The organism is Synechococcus sp. CC9311, from assembly GCF_000014585.1.
In the GTDB taxonomy this organism is placed as follows: domain Bacteria; phylum Cyanobacteriota; class Cyanobacteriia; order PCC-6307; family Cyanobiaceae; genus Synechococcus_C.
Genome location: NC_008319.1, coordinates 624,334 through 644,990 on the forward strand (window position 1 = coordinate 624,334; position 20,657 = coordinate 644,990).

Below are 20,657 nucleotides of genomic sequence, written 5' to 3' on the forward strand. Positions count from 1 at the left end.
ATAGATAGACAGAGATATCGATTTAATTGGTTCTTGGATCAGTGATTTGTTTGATTTTATTTGTACCTCGCTTAGCAGCTGATTGATGATTCGCTTCGAGGCTTTTCGCAATTTCTGGTTTTGATGATGTGTTAAATAAATTTGATGGAATATCCTGCTTGCCTATTGGTTCAGATACCGCTTGGTTGCTGTCAGCGGTTTATGAGGAAGTGTTTGATTGAAATATTATTTGTATAAAAAAGTCATCAACACTATCTCAACGATAGCCTTGATGACTATTTACTTTAGACTTAGTTCGAAACTGATTTACGCGCTGCAATCAAGATCCGAGTCGTCTTTAAATGATTTTCTTATCTCTATTTTTCCTGTTGTGAGATTTACGCATCCATCAAGGGGTGTTCCATCCGTCTCAGCCGTTACTAAGGTTGCATCACCGCCATCAGCGCTTGGATTGGCTTCTGCAGTAACCGTTACTTGATCATCATCAGCCCCTTCGTCCGCTGTATATGTAAAATTGTCAGAATCATTTTCTTCTGCTTGTTCTTCAGCAGCAGCTATAGCAGTTGCTATCTCTCCATCAAGTTGATATTCAGCATGAGCGTCTTTTAAGATTGCGGAAATTTTAGTCTTGGCTTCAGTTGTCTTTGCTTTGGTGGTGTTATTAAGGAAATTTGGCAAAGCGATTGCGCTCAAAATCCCTACAATCACAATGACTATCATCAACTCCACTAACGTGAAGCCCTTTTGAACTAGACCAGGCTCCTTTTTTCTGCTGAGAATTGAAAGTTGAATGCGGCTGTTGAGGATGCTCATTGCTTTTGGGGGTATTAGTGGATTTGCACGGTCCGTGCTTGCTCAGGCGGATTTTACTTTTGATCAGCGAGTGCGCAAGGGTTTGGTGAAAGTTGCCTGAAAGTTGCCTGAAAACGACGGGTACTTGCCTGCATCCCAATGCTGCCAACGAGTTTTGGTTGATCCAGGGGCTGATTACTGGCTCAGGATTGCTGCTGGATTGTCTCGTTACCGTTATCTACATCGCAACGTTCGCTTCTTGGTTGCCTGATGTGCGTATGGATTCTCCTTTTAGTGGCTGCTATTGGTCATATGCTTTTTGATCGGCTTTTCCTTTCCACAGCATCTATTATTTGCAACGGTGCCAGCCTTTGCTTTCTTCTTCCTCTTCCTCTTCCTCTTCCTCTTCCTCTTCCTCTTCCTCTTCAGGTCTGTTAATAGATTAGTTGTAATTTGTTGATGACTATGGTGTCGTCAAGTCATCAAAGATTTCGAGTTCGCGATTGTGAGTTTGTATTGCTTGGAAAAGCTTTTGAAATGTTTTTTGCGTATTTGTTTGTCTCCAGTTTTATTCGAGATATTTTCTTTAGGTTGTTTGCTCAACTGAATCTATTTTTGTTGGCCTCATTCCTTGTCTATTGAGCTTGCTTTGATTCTTTATGATTAAATAAGAGGCCATTGTGTTCGCGCAACTTGGCTCTGCTTCAGTGCATCTTGTGATGTTGCTAAAATCTGATAGTTTGATTTAATCTGTTGAATCATTCTGTTTGGAATTGCCGTCTTAGTCTTTAGAGATTTCTCCTTAGCTGTTTTCTTGCAGATTTTCCTTGTCGATTTGATTGTAATAGCCTTGTGTCTTTTCTGACAGCATTTCCAACCACCTTGACTCAAGACCAAGCGATGTGGAGTTGACAATAAGAGCGCGATCTTTGCCATTATGGTTTCTGTCATGGTTTTCATTTGCGTAGTAATCTGCTGTTGATTGATGATCCCAATTGGACCATCCCCCACCATTCCTGTCTCGATTGGGTTGCCCATCAGACATGAGGTAGAGAGTGTCTGTCTCTGTATCATCAAAGGCTTTTTGTATTGCTTTCCATGGGTAAGTACCTCCCCATTTGGTTACTTTTGAATCATCAAGAGTGTTTACAAAGGCAATCGCTGAATCTCTCTTGCCCTCATTTCCAATCCTTACCAAGCCATTGCTTGATTCGCTCCATTCCCTGTTGTTCATGTAACCATCTGAACTAAAAGAGGTGATGCCCACTTTGGTGTTTACCGGCAATTGATCCAGGATCATCGTCATCTCACTGATGAGTGCCTCCATCCGAGTGAGAGCACAAATTCGACGCGTGTCGCGGTAGCGACCTTCTTTGGGATCGTAGAAGGTGCGCCAAGTCCCATAGCCCTCACCCCACATCACACAGGCACTCATGGAGCCCGACCCATCGACTGCAAAGCGCACCTTGTTGCTGGTGATGTTCTGGAAGAATGCACCACTCAAGGGTCCTCCTTGACCGTCGTCTCCGAAGTTGCCAATGCGCTTGTCCGCTCTTGCGAAGGCAGTGAAATAAAGGGGCTGTTCGGTTAGTTGCTTGTCACCAACTCCCAGCTTATTGATGAAGCTCTGAGTGATGCTGTCTTCCGTTGATTGGGTAGGATCTATGAATTTTATAAGTTTGTAGTTTGTATCTGTTTCGATTCGAAGTCCCGGTTGTCGTTCACTGCGGTTTGGAGTCTTTCCGGCTGTAAATGTAAAGTTTGTGCTTGCAAGAATCTGTGCCAATGTGGGAGCATTGTCTTCGCAGGCTGTGGACAAACTTTCCCCTTGATTGAGCTCGCTTTTCTGGCGGCAGGGAATGGCTCCAACGTGATCGATGACACGTGATAAGAAGAGATTTTCCGTTTCTTTGTATTTGCCACCAGGATCAAGTGGTGCTCCACAGCGTTCGATGCTGTAGCCGCCTGATCCAATGCTGACTCCGTAAAGTACTGGCTTAGTTAATTCAACCATCTTTACACCAAACATTGGCTTAAAGAGGCTATTCCCTGCAAGAGCTGCACATTCGCTGAGAAGAGAGCTATAGCGACTGTCGCTGAGATTGATGTGCGCTTGATCCTCTGAAGTACTTTCCGTTTTGTTGAGCACTAGATGCATACTGCGTTCCACCTCTGATCGCATTAATCTCAAGCCATTGATTGAATTCTGGCGAAGGGTTGTTTTTACTTCTGACTGCTTAATCAATGTTCCAGTGGATCGCAATGCGGCGCCGGAAGCCATGATTAAAAGCGTTCCGACGCCAGATGCGATTATTAGCTCACTCATGCCAGCGAAACCATTCTGCTTCTGTGGTTTACGTGGAATCGTGGATAGAAATTGTTTTCGTGCCATGACCTATTAGCCTCTTGATCTTCTTATTATGATTGATACTTGAGGCTTGAATCTTTGCGCGTGATGATGATGAACTGAGTTCTGCCTGAGGGCTTTTCATCTATTTTTACAGCTTGACGTGGCTTGATTCCAGCTGGCGCTCAATACGGTACCGGTCCCGGATATTTGTAAGCAACGCGTGCGCAGCCTCTTCTCACTGGTGTTAGTTGAACGAATGAGAAAAATTAGATTATCAGACATTGTGCTGGTACCTGGCGGTGTTAATTCATAGGTTGCAGAATTAACAGCAACCTCCACAACTTGTGATTCAGCAGTGCCTTCTCGGTCTATTAAACGCAAGGATCGGTCACGTTGTACTTTGCTTTTTTGTAGTGAATTAGTGATGGATGATGCAAGCAAATCTCCGATCTGGGGTCCATTTGCGCAACCACTGGGTTCTCCTGCTGCCCTTATATCGCTATTGCAACATTCAAGACGTTCAGGATGCTCGCCCATCTCCACCAGATCTGATGGAGGTACAAAGTTGTTTAGACCTGAGTGATCAAACCTGAGTGTGCAGCTTGTTTTTTGCTTGCCTAACTTGGCACGAAGTGCAAAGAAGCCAGCTTCAATTTGCTGGGTGTAGCGATCGACTTCGCCTTGTCGCATGTTGCGGATATAGGTGGGAATTGATGTTGATAGGCCAATCGAGATGATCACGATGCCCACCAGAAGTTCTAATAATGAGAATCCTTCAGTTGCGTGTTCTTGTGTCATGTTTGGTAACACTGAGACGCAAAATTTGGATTCATTTCTATAACTCGTATTTCATCCTCGATTTGCTTTTCTGGCCCTTCAAAACTATAACTGATCTTGAGGATTCCTGGAATTGTACTGAAATCAAAGGTGCGGGTGATTGGTTTGTTCTTTGAGACAACTGTTGAGCTTGGCTCTGAGTCAACGTGAACTATAAGTCTTGGATCTTGGTCAATGGTTTTGAGGTGCTCACCTAACGTTTCAGCTGGACTTGAGCAGGCCGTTTCGAAATTATATTTGTCATTGTTTTTGATCCACTCTTGTGTGAAATAAGAATCTTCTTTTTGCATGGTCTGAATGTTGTCATTGATCGCTGCTTCCATGCTTGCCCTGGCGGATGAATGTGCACTCACGCTGAGGGCTGCTACGGAAAGTCTCCCCACTGCTGTGAGGGCAGAGGCCATTAAGATTCCAGCAATCAAGACCTCCACAATGGTGAATCCATTGGCTGTCACCTTGTGTTGACTTTGGTGTCGATAGCGACCCTTGATATTCACTCTGTGTTTTTTAAATCAATGCGTGATTCGTGACTTCTCTTTCATTTTAAATGTCATTACTGTCCTCGTTCTGAGGCGATAATGAGAGTTGAATTACCAACGGCGGAATGTATCCAGGCCACTGCCCCGAATGCCGCGGGTCACCATCTGGCCATAGCCAGGAAAGTTTTTATTTTCCCAGCCCCAAAGATCATTGAGATCGCGAACGACGCTGCTGCTTCCGTTGGTGTCGGTCATCAAGGAGAACGGTCCTGAGTTGGTGCAGATTCCATCAGCCCAGATCAGGCCGTTCAGTTTGGTTCCGCTGCTGCCTGTTTTTACAAACCCTGGAATGAGATGAACAGTTGCATTGGGCAGACTGTCGCCATCAAAGGCCAGCACGTATTGATCAGTTTGTGGAGAGACCGAATCACAACTGCGTACGCCTGAGGGTTTCGGTGCTGCCGAGAGAATCACCAGTTGCTCTGGTTCAGCGTTGCAGGTTGTTTCCTCATTGTTCACACCACAAAGTTCGCTGCCGTTGCCGAGACTGATGCTGCCGGTGATGCCAGTTTCTGAGGGTGCCACGGTGGATGTTCCTGGATATTCCAAATGCAAGACCACGGGCCTGCTGGCGCTGGTTTCGATCAGCAACCTTGTGTTGGTGAGGTTGATGTGTTCAACGAATACGTGGCAGTCGGATCCTTTGCCATTGCACAGTTCATTGGTACTGAGTCGGATCACTGCAGCGTTATCTTCTTCGATGTCTGGTCGGCTCTGCGCAGTGGCTGTATTGGTATCTCGACTGCAAGCAATGGATTGGCATTCCTGCAGGCCTTGTGTGTCATCAAAGGTCCAGATCCGTACGTGTTCTGAGCCTGGATGCTTGTCCTGGGTTAGACCTAAGTCCCAGATATTGCTTGTCGGAAGACCCCCCAGGATTGGAACGATTCTGTCCTTGAGATTATCGTTGTTATCACTGGCGCGAACGTCTTCAAGCAGATCGTCGGGATCGCATCCTGTTTCCTTTTGATAGGGCTCAGCGCTACTTACATTGAGCAATACTTTTCCATTGCCGATATCTAGGTTGCTTTTCAGGATTTTGGTGTCACCGAGGGAGAGTGTGGGGCCTGACAATACAGCCCAATCTCCCTCGCCTACGACGATCGAGTTCACATAGAGGGAACGTAACAACAGCGTTCTCGCTAGGTAATTTGTTTTGGGGTCATCACCATCCCGCAAAACAATGCCTTCGATTTGGAAGCGCCCTTCTCCTAATCCGTTGTTTTCGGCTGTTGCTGTTGTTGCATAGCCCCTCAGTCGATACTGGAGTTTGATGTTGTTCTGTCCATCCTTGCGTTGGCTGGTAGTGCCTGCTGTTAAATCCGTATGGGGAGGATTTGCGTTTCCTGCATCAGCGGGCACCGCTGCTGGTAGTTGACTTCGATCGGTGCAGAGCTCTCTGAGCAGGAAGTTTGTCTGGTTTGCAGGGTTCCAACCCCACTGCTCAGATCCTGGATTTTCTGGATTGCCGCCGTTGTGATTGAGGGTGAAGAGGTATCCCTTGTATTTGCTTTTGACCTCCTCATCTCCACCGCCTTGTTTGTCCTTATTTAGATCGCTATCGACCTCCCTGTGATTGTTCTCATTCAGCTCGCTGAGGATTCGGTTAAATCCATTCAAGGCTGCCGTTTCGGCCATCTGCTGATAGCTCTCGGCGGCTCCAAGTTTGCGTCCCATTAGTTGCCGTAGAAGCAATCCGCTCACCCCTGCGATTAGCACCATTCCCATCATCAAGGCGAGCAATAAAGAAAGCCCTTGTTCTTGTGCGGGAATCTTTAGACCCGATCTTTTAATGCCGAAGGCTCTTGGAAATTTCATTTATCCACAGTTGGGAGTTGTTGCTTCTGCCTTAATTGACCCTCGATTGATGTCACTGGCACCGTTGCTGAGATTTATGCAAGCGACCACATTCAGCTTTGATTCTTCGCGATTTGCTGTAATCGTGAATAAATTAATATTATTTGATATTCCCACTTTGTAGTTCCCATTGGCAAGAATGATCTCATCGTCTTCAAAGCTTTGCGTATTATCATCAACGCTTTCAGGCTCATCACCAAGACTTTTAGTCTCATCGTCTTTGAGCTCGGTTATGGGGCCTTCTACAGTCATTATGGCGCTAATGTTATGGAGATCGAGCCAACTTGTTGGTAGAATTCCATATTCATCTGCATAAGCGGCTATAGTTGTTTGCAGCTGTGAGACTGTTGCCACAACCTCATTTTGTGTTGTGCGGTTCACTTGATTGATGTAGTTTGGCAGTGCAATGCTTGAGAGTGTTCCGACGATTGCAACCGTTATAATGCATTCACTTAGTGTGAATCCGTGATCGCAAGTTATTTCCTTGATCGTGTTCGCTGCTGTCGAATAGGTTTTCCATCTGTTGGTTATGGCCATGATTCGTCGCCTTTGATTCCTTTCTTGTTGTCGCACTCTCTCGAGTGAATTATTCGCTTTAGAGAGTGCGTAGTATTGTTAATCGCTTTTAGCTTTTGCCTGCTTCTGGATTACCAATTACAATGGTTCCGCTTGATAGGGCAGGGATATCTGGTGTTGGTGCTTGGTAACCGGCTTCTCCTTCTACACCACTTCCTGAGGATCCCGTTACAGCATTTTGAGCGGTTAAGTAAACGGAAGATGTGATTGTCGATTCTGAAAGACTTCCGCTGGTCGTATTTCCTGTTGCGATAATTTGATTTGTATCAGCATTTTCTGGATCTGGGCAGCTAAAAGTGAAATACCTTGTGTCTGCTGGACATGGGATGCTTCCAGTTCCAATAGCAGAATTTGCAGCTGACAAGCCGCCCTCTTGGTATGCGGCATAAATCTGTTTTAAATAGGAGCTAGATACACTTTTGGCTTCGGTGGCTTTGGCTTTATCTGTTTGGCTTAAGAAGTTCGGAAGTGCAACAGCAGACAAAATCCCAACAATCACAATCACGATCATCAGCTCCACCAAGGTGAAGCCCTTTTCGAGAAGATTGCGGCTTTTCTTGCGGTTGATCAGGGCCAATTGCATGCGGCTATTCAGTGGATTCATGATGTTTAGTTTGTTTGTTGTTTCTTCGGCACGTTTTGTGCTCTCCTATTCATCGTCTCTTTTATGAATGGCCAGTAGCCGAGAAAACAGCTAGAGCTCTCTAAGAACGTTCTTATGGTTCTGGCTTCATCGCGGAAACATCTGTTTTTACCGTCCCTGCGGATTGGCTTGCAGTCCGCTGCTCTGCTCTCCGTGATCGCTGGCTATGCCTTGTTCTTGGCGATTAACGCTGGTTTGGCGGATGTCCAGCGTCGTGACAATCACCAGCGCTTAGCTGCCTCCTTGATCCTGCAGCTCAGGGGTGCAACACCTCCTGCTTTGCCTTTGGAAAACGAGACGTTGCAGATTCGCCTGCATTCCGAGGGGCCTGATTTGCTCCCTCAGCAGCAATCACTTGCGGAAGGACAGCAGTGGCTGGTGAGTCGTCGTCGCGTTTCAACAGCGCAGGGCGATTGGCAGTGGTTGGAACTGCGTCAAAACATCACTCATTCCCTAGCCCAGGAGCGCTTCAGCCAGCTTTCGTTGCTCGCGCTGGCTGGTGGGTCAATCTTGTTGACCTTTGTTTTGTTGCGTCTTGTACATCGCCGTGAACTGGTGTTGCCGCTTCAAGAGCTTGATCATCAGTTCCAGACTCTTGATGCTGACAATCTTGGTGATCATTTGCTCGATCCGGATCATCAGCCGCATGAGTTGCGCCCAATCGCCTTGGCTTTCAACAACCTGCAGGAACGCCTGGCTGTCGAGTGGAAGCGTGAGCGCAGCTTTGTTGATGGAGTTGCCCATGAGCTGCGCACGCCCATCACATTGATGTCTGGCCACGCCCAACGTCTTCAGCGGCATCCGCTCCCACTTGAGTTACAACGCTCCATCTCGGTGGTTGCCTCAGAAGCCAAGCGGATGGGGGTGACTATCACGATGTTGCGTGACTTGTCCCGCGCAACAGCGGGGCGTTTGGACTTGAAACTGGAAAACCTTGATGTCGATGAGCAGTTGCTGATTGCTTATGAACGTCTTTCCTTGGTTGCTGATGGACGTTTGCTGTTGCCAACACCTCTGTCTACAACGTCTACAACTTTGATCGGTGATCATTGCCGGGTTCAAGAGTGCCTTGATGCCTTAGTTAAAAATGCGTTGCTCTACAGCGAAGGACCTGTCTGTTTGGAGGCCTCCTTAGAGGAGGATTGCTGCGTGCTGCATGTGCTTGATTCTGGATGCGGAACTTCCTCATCAGAGCGCTCTTTTGAGTTGCAGCGGTTCAGGAGAGGAACCAGCTCGGCTGGCAGTCGTGGCTCGGGGATTGGCTTATCACTGGTGGATGCCCTGCTGAAAGCGATGGATGGCAGCTTGCAGATTGCTGATGTGCCCGGCGGTGGCGCAGATTGTCAGATGCGCTTCAGGCGCTCGTTTTCTCCAGCCTCGCCATGAATCCAATCCCTCGAATGGTGTGGAGAAGTTGGGGGTGATCTGGCTTCTCTACTTTGCGGCGCAGGTAGCCCATATAGACATCCAGCGTGTTGGGATCACCCACGAACGGCGCACCCCACACTCCTTCCAAAATGTTTTTGCGGTGTAGCACCTCCCCATGGTGGCCAATCAGATAGCAAAGGAGATCGAATTCCCGTTGCGTTAGCGAGAGCTTGTGTTCGCCTCGATGCACCGCTCGTTTTAGGAGGTTGATGCGCAAGTCTCCGAGCTCCAACTGTTCCTTTTGTTTTTCGGCAGCGGCGAATGTGCCACGTCTAAGCCGTGCTCGAACCCGTGCATGGAGTTCCCTCAGTTCAAAGGGTTTGCTGATGTAGTCATCAGCTCCATAGTCGAGGGCTTGCACCCGTGCGTCGAGATCATCGTGGGCCGTGAGCATCAGCACCGGTGTGGTGTTGCCACTGCTCCGCAGGCGCTGGCAGATCTCCAGGCCGTCGAAATCGGGCAGGTTCCAATCCAAAACCACAAGGTCAAAGCGTTGCTGCCGCAGAAGTGTTAGGGCTTTACTACCAGTTTTGCTGCACGTACACGTCACTTTGTCGCTTGTGAACTCTTCATAGAGAAAGCTCAGCAGCTCTGGATCGTCATCAACGAGCAGCACTTGGGATTTGGGTTGTTGACCTTCGTGATCGTGCTTGCTCACATTCAAACCTCTTCTTTTTTTTCCAGCTCTTTGTCCAATCTCACATTGATTTTCCTCTGAGACATCCCCCCTTTGGGGGATTGTCTTGACTCTTTGTGTCTCTCTGACGGGCGATGGTCTGGAGTTTTTGTTGGATGCTCTTGCCCTTTCTGCCACTTTGTGATTCGCAGGGGGAACACTTCCTGCAGTTGCGTGTTGATCCTGTGCCTCTTGCGACGGCATCTCGGCCTCAAGCTCAGGCTGGTTTTGTCTTGCCCCTGGCTTTGTCTGCGTCAGCGGTGTTGCTTTTGGGTAGCGCTTCCATCTACACCCTCAGTCTTCAAGGACGTTTGCGCCTGCATGCACTTCTAAGGCGGGATGTCACTGCTGATCAGTTGCGTTCCGCGGCACAAGCGTTTGCTGCAGCTGCCCGTGGGCCTGAATCTTGTTTGCTGCCGTGGCCATTCACGGATTGGTCTGATATCGCCCAGTCCTGCGAAGGTGCCGATCCATTCGCGGTGAGTCGTGGTGTGGTGGCTGAGATTCCATGGTCTCTACTCGATTGGCAGCCCAGCACTCGCAGTGGGCAATTGACACTGCAATTGGCGGACGGCCGAACCGGAAGCTTTCGGCTTGGGTTAGATCCCACTGCTCCTGCCGTACTCGGTATTGGTGATGTTCAGCTTCAGGCCCGAGTTCCTCAGCTGGAGGGCGAGTCATGACGTTGGTTGAAGTGGTGGTTTCGTCTGTTGTGTTGGCCGGTGGCAGCAGTGCCGCCCTGGGCGTATGGAATCAGGCTGCTCATGAAATTCAACGCTCTACCCAGTTGGATGCTTTGTCACTTCAATTGGAGACCGCGCGTATCGCTACGGATCGTTGGCTTCAGTCAGCACCGGTATCCGCTGATTTGCTCGATCCAAGCTCACAAGACTGCAGCTTTAATGCAACGGCTTTAGAAGCAGCCCTTGCTGATCGCTTGCCGATTGGATCTGATGTTCGCAGCCGATGGACCCCCGATCCGCAGGGTCTTGGTTATTGGTTGGAACTCAGTGCTGTTCCCCAGAAACAAGCGTCTCCATTGATCAGGCGTTTGCTGTTTACGCCTGCGGCCTATGGCCTCTGCCAGCCCGAGGATCTGAGCTCATGAGCTTGATCGAGCAGCTGATGGTGGTGAGTGTCCTGGGGATTGTGCTGTCGGTTCCATTTGTGACGGGTCGCAGCGATCGTGATCAGCTTCAACTGGATGCCAGTGCGCGACGCTTGCAGATCGGTTTGGATCGAGCTCGCAGTATCGCCAAGCGTGAACAGCGAGCTTGCGGAATTGCTCTCACCGAGGAGGGGTTTCGTGCTCCTGATGAAGAGTTCCTGAGTGGTGCCATTCCCTCCTGTACTGGGATCGGCTTCTCGTTGCAGGAGGATTTTGAGCATGGCCCGATTGTCTTGAGTACCAACCTGCCGTCGGTGTTGCGCGTCACCGCCAATGGTTTGATTTTGGATGGAGGAATCGCGGTGCTCAGTCATCCACGTTTAGTCAAAGCTCGTTGTTTGGTGGTGAGCTTGCCCTTGGGAGTGAGTCGCATTGGCTCTTATCAGGATCCACTTCCTTCCAAGGGCGGGCGCCTAGGAAGTAGTCGTTGCTTGCCTCATGTCTCAGCGCGCTAAGTGGATGATCAGGCAATTTCCTTCAACAAATGCCAATCGTGGCTTCACGTTGATCGAGCTGCTGCTCTCCCTGAGCCTTGGCAGCATGCTGTTTGTTGTGTTGCTGCAGCTGATCGGCGCTGATCTACGCCTAGGTAAAAGTATGGCGAGTCGTTTGCGTGAATCGGCGCAGCGCCGCCGCACCTTGGAGCTGATTCGTGATGAATTAGCGATTGGCTCTACCTGGATGGTTGATCCTGCTGTCTCCCATCAATGGCCCTGTGCCATGGCTGGCCGGCAGCCCGTGTTGGCGATCGGCTTGGATTCAGCTCACACCCAGGCTTCAATTCAAACCATTGTTTACAGCGTGGGAGCTGCGCCCTCACCGATTTGGCGCGGCCAGGTTTTGATGCGTTGCGGGCCCGCCTACGGACTCGATGGTGTGATCAGGGCAGGGGGTAGGGCCCAAAATCGTGTTCTCATTGATGGATTACCTAAACAGGGTTTGGGGTTTCAAGCTCGCCTTGACTCTCAATCCAAAGTGCTGCATCTCGAGTTAGAGCAGCTGGCTGATGGTGGCTCTGGACGCCTTCGCTCTGTTGCGGTGTTTTGATGCTTGGAGACTTACGGGTCAAGCAGTTAGCGTTTCTTTCATTTTCATTCTGATGGGTTCTGGAGCCTTATTCGTTGAAATAAACTTTGATTCTGATTTTCACCCAGCGCTTGTAAGGAAACACTCTCCAGAATCGCCATAATCCCCAGGCAAGTAGCCAGCCAAATAGCCCCACGACCAGTCCAACTAGGAATGAATGTCCAACTAAAAATGGTCCGCTGTATTCCAAATGAAACAGTTCAACTAAAAAGGCAGATGACACTGCAACCAAATAGGTGGGGATTTGAGGATGATGATTGGTTTGATTTTGCAAGTAGCTTGAGACCTATTGATTCAATTCTAAGCAAGTGTTCTTTGAAGGTTCTCTATCGTTACACCACTACACCGGCTATCTCTATGACGGCATCAAATAGTTTTAATTAATGCTGATTCAGCGATATCCAAGTATGTGGTCTCAGCAACTGCAGGCTACATCAAGCTCATATTGGTTTTAAGCTTTTTCGGATTCTGGTGCAGGCATGAACAGGAAGTAGGCACCTACGCTCGCCGCTGCTAGGGCAAGGAAAATGTGATCAATCCAGCCATTGCGCACCCCCATTCCCATGAAAGCAATCCAGGTGTTGATCACTACCATCACGCACAGAAAAATACTTAGAATAAAGCTAGTGATATGATTGAGATGTTTTCGTTGGATCCACAGGCTTGCCAGTAAAGGTAGCAGGATTACAGTTGAAGTTGCATGTAGGAGTTGCATGCTTAGATCACTATGTATATGGGGTGTAGTAGCAGCCCATAAATTCACTGGAATGAGTAAAGAACTAAATACTAGGTAGTAGATCATCATGAGAGTTTGTCTGAAGTTGTAGTTGGTTTGGGAAGGATTATTGAGAAGCAGCTTCCTTCTCCTTCTTTGCTTTGAACGTATACCTGCCCTCCCATAGCGGAGATCATTAGGGCAACAACAGACAGCCCGAGCCCTGTCCCACTGATTTCAGAGCTGTTTTTACCACGATAAAACCGCTTAAAAATATGCGGGAGATCGCCATCTGGAATTCCAATTCCCTCGTCTTTTACGTCAATTGCAATGCCATCCTTATGTGGGTACAGCAGCAACGTAATTAGAGAGCCTTGTGAAGAGTATTTGGCAGCATTATCGATTAAATCCAAGAGTACTTGTTGCAGGCGTCCAGCATCAGCTAGTGCCACACTGCTTTCATCATAAGCGATTTTGTTCACCACTTTAAGCCTGTGATCCGTGAGATAGCTTCGGCTTAGATCAGCAGCTTTGCCTACCAATACATCAAGGTCTACCACTTCTTGGTTGAGTTGGAGTTGTCCGGAGTCACCGCGCGCGAGGTCGAGGAGATCATCGAGGAGCATTCGCATGCGAATGCTTTCTTCTTCTGCGGTTTTCAGTCCACGACGTTCGTCGTCGCTTAATCCCTTGCTGCGCTTAATCGTGCGATGCAGATATCCCTGAACAATGGTGAGGGGTGTTCGCAACTCATGGCTCACAGCACTCACAAAGCGACGTTGATCATCCCATGACAGGGCCAGGCGTTCGATCAATTCGGAATAGGTCATGGCTAACTGGCGCACTTCCTTTGGTGCCGTTGTGATCTTCGGAATCGGATCTTGATTGAGGGTTTCGGCGGTGAGGGCTGCACTGCGCTCACTGAGTTCTAGAAGAGGCCTCACGATTCTTCGCACCATCGCGTTAATTGTGATCAGTGAGATCAACATCGATCCCAACCCAACCAAGATCATCCAACCCAGAAATTCATTTTGGATGCGGCCGGTGTCTCTTGCTAAAGCTCCACTCCAAACCTTTTCTCCCGTTGGATAGGAACGACCCAGAAGCGTGAGGTAATTCTGGCCTCCTACATTGATCAGTTGGGTTGTGTGATCTTTTCTGTGAGCCTTCATGGTGGCTCTCATCATGTGAATTGGTATAGGGATGTGGCCAAATGTCGGCAGCACCAGGCGTCCATCCGCCAATTCGATCCAGATGGTGGTTCGCACGCTGGAGTGATCGCGTAGCTCCTGACGCACTTGTAACTGAATAGCTGGGCTCCAATCTTTGGCTGAGTGGCCTTGCCCTAGATAGTCATATGCCATGAGAGCGTTTGTCAGATGCTCCGCATTGGCCTGTAAATCCGCTTCTCCATTTCGTATCTGAGTGCGATTACTGAGCCAAAGCCCTGTGGTGGTAGCTCCGGTGAATCCGATCAGAACGGCGATGTAGGTGGCCAGCTGGAGTTGGCCTTCAAGGCTTCCTAGAAGTTGCGATCTCCAGTTGGACTTAGATGCCACGAAATCGGTTCCTTCCGTAGACGTATCGCTGCCTCAATTCTGGCAGCAGGACCAGGGAGAATGGAACCCTTCGCTCGTTCTGTTGCCTTGAGCTTTGCGGTCTCGCCCTTAGGCATCTCACGCCCCACCCTCTCGGCGCGCATGGCCCGATGGGGTCTTGTGATTGTGGGGATCTACATCGCCGTTGCCCTGCTCACGCCTGTTTTGATCAGCATTGGCTTCCTTCCAGATCCCAATGCCGGTTTGGACAGTGCGATTTATGCACCGCCGTCTCCGCAGCATTGGTGTGGCACCGACCGGCTTGGTCGCGATGTGTGCGTGCGCACACTCCAGGGGAGTGGCGTTGCCCTTCAAGTGGTGCTGCTGGCGGTTGTTCTTGCCTTGGTGGTGGGAGTACCGGTTGGAATGTTGAGTGGTTATTTGGGGGGAGGGGTCGACCGGGTTCTGGTTCTGCTCATGGACACGCTTTACACCTTGCCGGTGTTGTTGCTGTCTGTGGTGTTGGCGTTTCTGCTGGGTCGAGGGATTCCGAATGCCGCAGCAGCACTGTGTGTGGTGTACATCCCGCAGTATTTTCGAGTGGTGCGCAATCAAACAGCTCAGGTGAAATCGGAGCTGTTCGTGGAGGCTGCACAAACCCTCGGTGCCGGCCCAATCTGGATTCTGCGGCGCTATCTGTTCCGCAATGTGATCACCTCGGTGCCCGTGCTGCTCACCTTGAATGCTGCTGATGCGGTGTTGGTGCTCGGAGGCTTGGGCTTTCTAGGCCTGGGCTTGCCAGAAACGGTGCCGGAATGGGGAAGTGATCTGAATCTGGCGCTTGCGGCTGTGCCCACTGGCATCTGGTGGACGGCTCTCTATCCAGGCCTGGCAATGTTTGTGTTGGTGCTGGGTTTGTCGTTCCTTGGTGAGGGACTCGAGGCTTGGGTGAGCAGTACGGGTCGCGACGCGGCAAACTGAAAGCATTCGATGTCTCACGCATGACGCTCTGGGCCACATTGATCTTGCTAGGCCTGATGACCTACTTGTGGTTGGCAGGGCGCAGCAATCCCGACGATGTGATTGGTTTGCTGGAGCAGATCTTGGCCATCACACTCGCTTTGGTGGTGCTGTTTATCGGTCGCAGCCTGTTTCTTGAGCTCATTGTGCTGGTCTTTGCTCTTCGTTTGCCGGCTGCGCGTCGCAACCACCCTGTGGCAGCTCGCTCCAAGGCTGGAAAGGATATGTTGATGCCCTTCTGATCAACCGGTAGGAAGAGGGTTGTTTTCCTTAGAACCATTGCTTGGCTCTAAGGACATTTGTCTTCTAACTTGTTGGTATTAATTATAACAATGAATTAATACCTGAGATTGCTGTTTGAAGCTAATGGTATTCAGATTAGCTTTTGAAAAAATTATCGCCTAAGTTGAATCGATAGGATCAGTTAGATCCTATCGATTGTAAGTGCCTTAACGTTTACGATGAAGGTGATGTCAAGCTTTTAGAGTTTGACAATGGTCAGAATGTGAAAGTAGTTCTTAAAAGCCCGCCTAGTTGAGTAAAACTCTCATTGCTAGGAGTTAGCTGACCTAATGGGCGACTGAGATAAAACACTGCAGGAGTAACAGTAATGTTATCAGTTACTTGGAAGCTATACCAACCCTCCCAGGCATAATTGCCGTCATCAGGAGATTCACTACCAGTGAGATCTGTTGCGAAAGTAGCTTGACCAACGGCAAGTCCCGCTGTATTTCCCTTAACAAATGCATCCTGCCATTGCAGTGAGACTTGCCATGATTGGGAGGTAGAGACGTATCCGTCGGGAGCACTATTGCCATCAAAGTTGGTTGTATTGATACCCCAGCCAACACTGATAGCAGGAATAAAACCTGAACTTATTGGCTGCCAGTACCCTGAAAGTCCAAAAGCATTGACTGATTGATCAATGTCTTGAAGATAGCTTAATTGGGTAAAGGATGTGGAATACGGAACAACAGAGGCGTCTTGAACGTAACTGTAGATAGCGGCGATTGCCCACTGCTCAGACTGATAACCAATTTGAACAGTACCTGTTGCAGCTGAATTATCGGTTGCAATGCCACCTTTTTGTGGATTACTGTCAGGTCCTTTGTCTAAGTTGGCTACATATTGCAAGCCAATCGTCCATCCATTTTTCTCCCAATTAAGCGCTACACCAGGCCCTTGATTTTTGTTGTATGCAGCAGGTGCACCGTTAAGAGTTAGAACATCAAGAACTGTTGATGCATCACCTTGAGGATAAACAGAAGGCCATATCGGCAACATGTCATCTTGACCAACATTAGCCCCTATAAAAAATGTGAAATCCTCACCAATAGGAGTGTTGTAAAAGATCTTATCGATGAATACATCGTTTGGACCTCCTTCGGACTCAGAGGCAACTTCTAATGTTGAAAGTGTCGTAGGCCCACCACCAAAAGATGAGCTTCCAAAATTACCAGACCTGATAGTTGTCGTTAATAAATCTTTCCCCGTAAAACTAGTATTCAGGATCATCTGAGTATCATAGTTAAATACGGTTGCGCCAAAATTTTTCTTGGCGTAGTTCACATAATCTGATTTCGTCAAATCAACTTGTCCGGCGTCTCCCGCTGCCAAAAGCAAGTTTGAACCACTATTCCCCTCACCATCGTCTGGGAATCGTTGGTCAATCTCATTGATTTGCTTAGCAGAATAGTTCAGGTCACCGCCAAAATTATTGGCGCCAACAACAAAACTTGCTTGCACATCAAGCTTGGTGGTGGTGGAGAACTGAGTGGCTTCCAGTTCACCAACGCGGGCTTCAAGTCCGTCAACACGGCCCTTGAGGATGGCGAGTTCCTTTTCGAACTCTTTCATCAGGCGCTTCAGCTCATCGGTCACTTCGGTGACGCGGTCGAGACAGGCGTTCAACAGAGCAGCCGCTTCAAAGCGGGTCATGGCCCTGTTACCGCGGTAGGTGCCGTTGGGGTAACCAGCAACACAGCCGTAGCGCTCGATCAGGTTGCTAAGTGCCTGATAAGCCCAGTCGGTTGGGTAAACGTCAGAAAACTGAGTGATGCTGGTGACTTGCTCGCCAGAAGCGGCGTAGTCAGACACACCATTGATATTGAGCTCAGTGGCGTTTGCAGCCACAGGTGCCAAAAGGCCCAGGGCAGCTGGAGCCACCAGCAGTTGATGGAAAAGTTTCACAAAGTCCTCACACAAGATGACGCAAAATGCATCGACAAAACAATAACCAATCAGCTTGAATTCCTAGAAACAAATATTACATAGAAAGCAATCATGGTTTTTCAGGTCATCCTTGAGGGCTATCTCAAGTTTTCAATTCTTTCTCAGCAAATTCTCAGTCATCCGAATGAAGGAGAAACCTAGAAAACAAATTCTTGCTCCATTCAAATTCATTATCAAATCAATAAGAAATTGATCGAGGCCGTATCATTTGTTTCGCCACTGTTGAAGTTGCTGTCAGCTTAGTTAGGATAGCTTAAGACTAGTAAATTGTTTTGACAAAAACCGAAGACTACAAGCATCTTACAAAAAAAATGAGCGAAGTTAGTAAATTCGAATTTTACAATGATATTAGTCTGAGTAATAAAGAATATACGATTGGGATCGCTTTGGCTCTTACCCTTGGATGGTGTGGAGTCCACAGGTTCTGGCTTGGTGATAGCAAGGGAGGATTTATCTATTTAATATTTTTCTGGACTTTGCTTCCATTCATCTTTTCCATTGTGGACGCAATATGCATGAAACGTACTTGCAAAAAAATTAATAACGATCATGCTGTCGATGCTTTTAAAAAATATTCAGAAGCTGGTTTGCCTATTTAGATCACTGGAAATTCAAAAGAAAACACTAGCCAAAATTATTCCTTGGCGCTTTCTTTTGAACTTCAACTCACTTTTTAATGTTATTAAATCAACCTACTCCTAGCAAATAATTATGCGGCAGTTGCAGGATTAAAGCCTGATGCGCTCTGCATATTAGCCAAGAATGTACCATCAAAGAATTGCTGGTCAAGCAAGAGCATTGCTGCAGTATTTGTGTTGGCCAATTTAAGTCGTTTGCAGATAAAACGAGCTTCAGATTCTTCTTTAACCTGCTCATCAATAAACCAGTCAAGCATCACAGTTGCAGGTCTATTGTTTAGGCGCTCTGCAATTCCATAAATATGATTAATTGAGGCTGTCACCTCTTTTTCCATAGAATAAACATTTGAAAACAGTGCCTCTAGGGACTCCCATTCGTGATCTGGAGCATTAATCGATGGAAGTTCGACTTTTTCATCGTTATCAACGAGAAAAGCAATCATGCGAGATGCATGCGTTCTTTCCTCATTGCTTTTAGTCTCCATATATGTTGAGAATCCAATCAGATCCTTTTCACGGAGCCAAATGGACATCGCAAGATAAGTATGACTTGCCTGAAATTCGCAAGCAAGGTGATTGTTGATAGCAGAGGTTAGTTCGTTCATAATAGATTGAAAATTGTGGAATGAAGAGTTTAGAGTTAATGCAAATTTGGAATTAAGAAATCACACAGTGCTTTTCATAAAATGCTGTGTGTGACTTCTTGGCTAGTCAATCAACCAAATATTAAGCCCCAGGATTGATAGAAACTAAACGCAACTACCCATGCCACCACCATCGATACCGTTACCGAGAAAATAGTGAAACGAGCTGATTTGGTTTCCCCCCAAATGGTTGCGACAGTTGTCAAGCATGGTACATAAAGCAAACTAAAGAGGCAGTAACTAAATCCTTGTCGGAAAGTAATTACACCACCCAATGTTGTTTTTAAAGCATCACTTCCCTCACCAAGTCCATACATCGTTGCAACAGCTGCGAGTTGTACTTCCTTAGCAACGAACCCGATAATCAAAGAGACTGTAAGCAATGGGTTGATTCCTAATGGCGCCATCAACGGTTGGAAAAATGTACCAATTCGCCCTGCATATGTATTCATTCCTTCAGCCCCACCTGGATAATTTGTGAGATACCAAGTAATACATGTGCCAATAATCATGAATATTGCAAGATTCCTTACAAAGGTTGTCATTTCACTCCAAACATTTAAAGCAACCTGTTTGAAAGTGGGAGTTCTGTAAGGGGGCAATTCAATAACGAATGGATCTTTAGACTTGAACTGACCACTCAGGTTAAATATCATGGCCAAAACAAACGCAACTACGAAGCTAATAATGTAAAGCAACCATAGAGCGAATCCACCTGCAATCCCCGGTAGTATGATTCCTAAGAAGAATACAAAAACTTGTAATCTTGCTGAGCACAGAGCAAAAGGTATGATTAAAATTGAAAGTAATCTTTGAGTTTTAGATCTAATCGTTCTGGTCCCCATGATGGCTGGAACATTACAGCCAAATCCAAACAATTGAAGAACAAATCCTCGACCATCTAAACCCGCAGAACGCATAAGTGCATCCATTAAGTATGCAGCTCTTGATAAATAACCACTATCTTCTAATGCAGTCATAACGACAAAGAAGAAGGCGACTAGCGGAACAAATCCGAGCAATGCCGCGAATCCAGCGTAAGGACCATTAATAATAAAAGCACTAAAACCCTCAGGGAGAAAGGAAAGAGAAGGCTCGATAACTGCTCCTTGAAGCCAATCAGTGAAGTTTCCCACTGGATCTTGCAAGGGCATTCCCACGAACCAAATCGCCAGAAAAACTGCAAGCATGGATACAAAGAAAATTGGCAAGCCAACAACTCTGTTCAATAAGATTGAATCCAATCGATTACTGAAGGTAGTAACATCTTCGGAGGGCATTTCAACGCCGATCCGAGTTACTTCATCCATATCGTTGTCAGTAACTTTATTGTCTCGGAAAAAGGTAGCTATATCACTACACTTATAAGAATCATCGATTGTTTGCAATTTATCCCAAATACCCTGTATCGCTAATACGCACCCACTACCGTATTTCGCACTGATCGTAAAAACAGGCATATTGAGCGTTTCAGATAACTCCTTAGTATTGATCTTTACTCCAAAGCGTTTGACTTCGTCTGCCATGTTTAGCATTAAGACGCATGGGAGACCTAATCTCTGTACTTGAAGAGGCATTAAAATCTGCCTATCAATTTGCGAAGCATTAATCACACAAACAATGAGATCGAAATTATAATTTTCCAGGAATTTCTGTACGACTAATTCATCTTCTGTAAATCCTTCTAAATCATAAATCCCGGGGAGGTCAACAAACTCATACGTTTTTCCATTATAGTCCAGATTAGCCTGCATAAAATCAACAGTTAATCCCGGCCAGTTAGCAACCCCAGCATTTGACTTGGTAACTGTGTTGAAAAAAGTAGATTTGCCTGTGTTCGGCTGCCCTATAAACACGATCCGAGGGATCTTGTTTTTGGTTTGGATTGACGAGGCTGAGCTTGCAACAATCATGAAAT

General features: G+C 47.4%; 22 protein-coding genes. 8 read left to right on the forward strand and 14 right to left on the reverse strand.

Annotated elements, in window-relative coordinates:
* Positions 1-306: 306 nt before the first annotated feature.
* From SYNC_RS15215 to SYNC_RS15220, 7 genes are all read right to left on the reverse strand, one after another.
* A complete protein-coding gene (locus SYNC_RS15215; RefSeq protein WP_011618604.1) occupies positions 307-813 on the reverse strand; it encodes a type IV pilin protein in 507 nt (168 codons plus the stop codon).
* 781 nt (positions 814-1,594) lie between these two features.
* Positions 1,595-3,184, reverse strand: coding sequence for a hypothetical protein (locus tag SYNC_RS03175; RefSeq protein ID WP_011618607.1), 1,590 nt, complete (start codon positions 3,182-3,184; stop codon positions 1,595-1,597).
* A gap of 96 nt (positions 3,185-3,280) precedes the next feature.
* Positions 3,281-3,940 (reverse strand): type II secretion system protein, encoded by a 660-nt coding sequence (locus tag SYNC_RS03180; protein WP_011618608.1) that lies wholly within the window; start codon positions 3,938-3,940, stop codon positions 3,281-3,283.
* On the reverse strand, positions 3,937-4,383 hold the full coding sequence (locus SYNC_RS03185) for a hypothetical protein (protein ID WP_237699261.1): 447 nt from the start codon (positions 4,381-4,383) through the stop codon (positions 3,937-3,939). Before SYNC_RS03185 ends, SYNC_RS03180 begins: the two co-directional genes overlap by 4 nt.
* Positions 4,384-4,569: 186 nt before the next feature.
* On the reverse strand, positions 4,570-6,336 hold the full coding sequence (locus SYNC_RS03190; protein WP_041426367.1) for a hypothetical protein: 1,767 nt from the start codon (positions 6,334-6,336) through the stop codon (positions 4,570-4,572).
* Positions 6,337-6,912, reverse strand: a complete 576-nt coding sequence (locus tag SYNC_RS03195) for a type II secretion system protein (protein WP_071813704.1) — start codon at positions 6,910-6,912, stop codon at positions 6,337-6,339.
* A gap of 88 nt (positions 6,913-7,000) precedes the next feature.
* Positions 7,001-7,555, reverse strand: coding sequence for a type IV pilin protein (locus tag SYNC_RS15220; protein ID WP_011618612.1), 555 nt, complete (start codon positions 7,553-7,555; stop codon positions 7,001-7,003).
* 168 nt (positions 7,556-7,723) lie between these two features.
* On the opposite strand from SYNC_RS15220, the gene SYNC_RS03205 reads away from it, so the two are divergent.
* Positions 7,724-8,980 (forward strand): HAMP domain-containing sensor histidine kinase, encoded by a 1,257-nt coding sequence (locus tag SYNC_RS03205; RefSeq protein ID WP_237699262.1) that lies wholly within the window; start codon positions 7,724-7,726, stop codon positions 8,978-8,980.
* Here the strand turns inward: SYNC_RS03205 and SYNC_RS03210 are convergent.
* Positions 8,949-9,680, reverse strand: a complete 732-nt coding sequence (locus SYNC_RS03210) for a response regulator transcription factor (RefSeq protein WP_049750316.1) — start codon at positions 9,678-9,680, stop codon at positions 8,949-8,951. The two genes, SYNC_RS03205 and SYNC_RS03210, sit on opposite strands and share 32 nt — an antisense overlap.
* A gap of 113 nt (positions 9,681-9,793) precedes the next feature.
* Between SYNC_RS03210 and SYNC_RS03215 the strand changes: the two genes are divergently transcribed.
* The 4 genes from SYNC_RS03215 to SYNC_RS03230 are packed head-to-tail and all read left to right on the forward strand — an operon-like array spanning position 9,794 to position 11,913.
* A complete protein-coding gene (locus SYNC_RS03215; protein ID WP_011618615.1) occupies positions 9,794-10,381 on the forward strand; it encodes a hypothetical protein in 588 nt (195 codons plus the stop codon).
* On the forward strand, positions 10,378-10,806 hold the full coding sequence (locus SYNC_RS03220; RefSeq protein WP_011618616.1) for a hypothetical protein: 429 nt from the start codon (positions 10,378-10,380) through the stop codon (positions 10,804-10,806). Before SYNC_RS03215 ends, SYNC_RS03220 begins: the two co-directional genes overlap by 4 nt.
* Complete coding sequence (locus SYNC_RS03225) at positions 10,803-11,321, forward strand: Tfp pilus assembly protein FimT/FimU (RefSeq protein ID WP_041426368.1); 519 nt, start codon at positions 10,803-10,805, stop codon at positions 11,319-11,321. Before SYNC_RS03220 ends, SYNC_RS03225 begins: the two co-directional genes overlap by 4 nt.
* A complete protein-coding gene (locus SYNC_RS03230) occupies positions 11,305-11,913 on the forward strand; it encodes a prepilin-type N-terminal cleavage/methylation domain-containing protein (RefSeq protein ID WP_237699263.1) in 609 nt (202 codons plus the stop codon). Before SYNC_RS03225 ends, SYNC_RS03230 begins: the two co-directional genes overlap by 17 nt.
* Before the next feature lie 67 nt (positions 11,914-11,980).
* Here the strand turns inward: SYNC_RS03230 and SYNC_RS14535 are convergent, their stop codons facing one another.
* The 3 genes from SYNC_RS14535 to SYNC_RS03245 all read right to left on the reverse strand — a co-directional run bounded on the left by SYNC_RS14535 (position 11,981) and on the right by SYNC_RS03245 (position 14,226).
* Entirely contained in the window at positions 11,981-12,226 is a 246-nt protein-coding gene (locus SYNC_RS14535) for a hypothetical protein (protein ID WP_011618619.1), read from the reverse strand.
* A 177-nt stretch (positions 12,227-12,403) separates the two neighbouring features.
* Positions 12,404-12,547, reverse strand: a complete 144-nt coding sequence (locus SYNC_RS14945; protein ID WP_237699264.1) for a hypothetical protein — start codon at positions 12,545-12,547, stop codon at positions 12,404-12,406.
* A 206-nt stretch (positions 12,548-12,753) separates the two neighbouring features.
* Positions 12,754-14,226: a sensor histidine kinase KdpD gene (locus SYNC_RS03245; RefSeq protein WP_011618620.1), complete on the reverse strand. Its 1,473-nt coding sequence runs from the start codon at positions 14,224-14,226 to the stop codon at positions 12,754-12,756.
* 60 nt (positions 14,227-14,286) lie between these two features.
* On the opposite strand from SYNC_RS03245, the gene SYNC_RS03250 reads away from it, so the two are divergent.
* Together SYNC_RS03250 and SYNC_RS03255 are read left to right on the forward strand one after the other, a co-directional pair.
* Positions 14,287-15,186: an ABC transporter permease gene (locus SYNC_RS03250; protein ID WP_011618621.1), complete on the forward strand. Its 900-nt coding sequence runs from the start codon at positions 14,287-14,289 to the stop codon at positions 15,184-15,186.
* A gap of 20 nt (positions 15,187-15,206) precedes the next feature.
* Positions 15,207-15,467 (forward strand): hypothetical protein, encoded by a 261-nt coding sequence (locus SYNC_RS03255; protein ID WP_011618622.1) that lies wholly within the window; start codon positions 15,207-15,209, stop codon positions 15,465-15,467.
* A 256-nt stretch (positions 15,468-15,723) separates the two neighbouring features.
* Here the strand turns inward: SYNC_RS03255 and SYNC_RS03260 are convergent, their stop codons facing one another.
* A complete protein-coding gene (locus SYNC_RS03260; protein ID WP_041426892.1) occupies positions 15,724-17,415 on the reverse strand; it encodes an iron uptake porin in 1,692 nt (563 codons plus the stop codon).
* Between the two features lie 314 nt (positions 17,416-17,729).
* Between SYNC_RS03260 and SYNC_RS03265 the strand changes: the two genes are divergently transcribed.
* Complete coding sequence (locus SYNC_RS03265; protein WP_148201823.1) at positions 17,730-18,056, forward strand: TM2 domain-containing protein; 327 nt, start codon at positions 17,730-17,732, stop codon at positions 18,054-18,056.
* A gap of 110 nt (positions 18,057-18,166) precedes the next feature.
* On the opposite strand, the gene SYNC_RS03270 is transcribed toward SYNC_RS03265, so the two are convergent.
* Together SYNC_RS03270 and feoB are read right to left on the reverse strand one after the other, a co-directional pair.
* The gene (locus SYNC_RS03270) at positions 18,167-18,700 is read right to left on the reverse strand and encodes a ferritin (protein WP_011618625.1); all 534 of its coding nucleotides are present in this window, start codon (positions 18,698-18,700) and stop codon (positions 18,167-18,169) included.
* A gap of 110 nt (positions 18,701-18,810) precedes the next feature.
* Positions 18,811-20,652 carry a ferrous iron transport protein B gene (gene feoB / locus SYNC_RS03275; protein ID WP_011618626.1) on the reverse strand — a complete coding sequence of 614 codons (1,842 nt, stop codon included), beginning with the start codon at positions 20,650-20,652 and terminating at the stop codon, positions 18,811-18,813.
* Positions 20,653-20,657 lie beyond the last annotated feature (5 nt).